This is a genomic window from Paenibacillus sp. P4_E11 (genome assembly GCF_056401635.1).
Window position 1 is genome coordinate 1 of sequence record NZ_JBFUIX010000407.1, and the last position, 1,776, is coordinate 1,776.

Here is a 1,776-nt window from a genome sequence, read left to right on the forward strand (position 1 = left end):
CGTCTGGGCGGTTATGGAGTGGACCGATGGGGGGCGACACGGATGCTGGCAATGGGATTGGCGTTCCCTGCTGCATCCCTTGCTTTCCTACCATTATTCGACTCCACCTTAGTCGGTAGCTTGGTACTCATCTCCATCTGGGTGAGTTCCATGTTCGTGACGGCGCCTGCCCTCAATACGTACTTCGTCCAGCAAGCGCCTCAATCGGCCAATCTCGTCCTCAGTTTGAACACCTCATTCACGCATCTGGGCTTGGCGATCGGTGCCGGAAGCGGAGGGATGCTGGTGAATTCGGCTTCGACCGTCCTTTATAATCCATGGCTCGCTAGCCTAGCAGTAGCGCTGGCGTTCGTGACGGCAGCCCTTTCATTCTCAAGGAGTAACAAGGTTGGATCAAGTACGGGGAGCTGACACTTGCCTTTGCGGGTCATTATGTGCATCATGAAGGAGTAGTTGGTTGTTGCAGTAGGTGAAGCAATAGGCGGTATGATCAAGGAGGGACCAATAGCAATGGAGAACGTAATGTTTATCGAAATCGGCATGGGAATTGATCTCCACGGTCAAAATGTTACGAAGGCAGCGGTAAGAGCTGTGCAGAATGCCATTCACCATAATTCCATGCCAGGGCTGCGCTCCGTGCTGCCCGGCAACGATCTCCACCAGATGAAAGTGAATGTAAGATTGGCCGTTCCAGCTGATCAAGACAAGCTGGATTTGGCAGTTGTTCAAGCGGAATTGCCGTATGGTCAAGTGACGTTCGAGGTAGTTGCAGGTGGAATGCTTACATCAAGTGGTATCGTTCTGACTGATAAAGAGGACCGGAACGACCTTGCGTATGTTGTGATTGCTTCCGTTGAGGTGGGGTACTAGAATCGAGATGAAGAAGCAGACTGTTCCTAAATAGGGCAGTCTGCTTCTGATCTTAAGGTAACGACCGTAAACACAGAAGAAGGCTTCGAGCTGCTGCATAACCACAAGGTCGATTTGGCTGTCATAGGAGGCGGCTGGGAGCGTGCCAACATTCGTTGGGAACAACTATTCGAGGATGAGTGTTCCTCACTGAAGGTTGGCATGCAGGTAAATGGCCTTTACGAGACGATTCGAGCGGTTAGCGCGGGGTACGGGGCGAATCTGATCTCGGCCTTGGCTGTGCTATGGAATTGAAGCGGCCAATCTCCCTCTGCACGGCAGAAGATCGACCAGTTGCGCCTATTGCCATACAGTATATTCAAATAATTCGTAATCAGATGGTCCATCTAGAAGGGGAGAATTGAGATGAAGAGAGTCGATGTAGGCAGTGCCTTGATCTTTGATGAGTCCAGCCAGAAGCTGTTACTAGTGAAAAATGTGAAGGGAGACCATGTATACTGGAGCCCTCCCGGTGGTGCTGTTGAGGAAGGAGAGACGATTGAGCAAGCCGTTATTCGCGAGGTGAAGGAGGAATCCGGGTACAATGTTGCGATTCAAGGCCTTCATTCTGTTCGCGAAAAAGTATTCCTGGGGCCAGGTCATCACGCCATCATCTTCAGCTTTTATGCGACTATTGTCGGTGGCGAGATGCACATCGCAGATCCGGACCACGATATTGTGGAAGCCAAGTGGGTCGAGCTCAAGACGGCGCAGGAATTAATGCCGCAACTATTCGAGCAGTTGAAGCTTCAGTTGAAGTGGAGCGTAAACCCGGCTTATTATGCGAACGAAGGTGCAGTTTAAGTAAATCCTGCGAAAGTGCAGCATTTTTTAACGAAACAGTTAGTCTCTGAGGAAATCCTGCAA

General features: G+C 50.7%; 3 protein-coding genes and 1 pseudogene. All 4 read left to right on the forward strand.

The features are described from left to right. Positions 1-411: pseudogene (locus tag AC1DWB_RS34535) on the forward strand (MFS transporter); the annotation flags it as partial. A gap of 99 nt (positions 412-510) precedes the next feature. Next, the gene (locus AC1DWB_RS34540; protein ID WP_477545592.1) at positions 511-870 is read left to right on the forward strand and encodes a Lin0512 family protein; all 360 of its coding nucleotides are present in this window, start codon (positions 511-513) and stop codon (positions 868-870) included. 114 nt (positions 871-984) lie between these two features. Continuing rightward, positions 985-1,164, forward strand: a complete 180-nt coding sequence (locus tag AC1DWB_RS34545; RefSeq protein ID WP_477545593.1) for a hypothetical protein — start codon at positions 985-987, stop codon at positions 1,162-1,164. A gap of 111 nt (positions 1,165-1,275) precedes the next feature. Next, positions 1,276-1,713, forward strand: a complete 438-nt coding sequence (locus AC1DWB_RS34550; protein ID WP_477545594.1) for an NUDIX domain-containing protein — start codon at positions 1,276-1,278, stop codon at positions 1,711-1,713. The last annotated feature ends 63 nt before the right edge of the window (positions 1,714-1,776 follow it).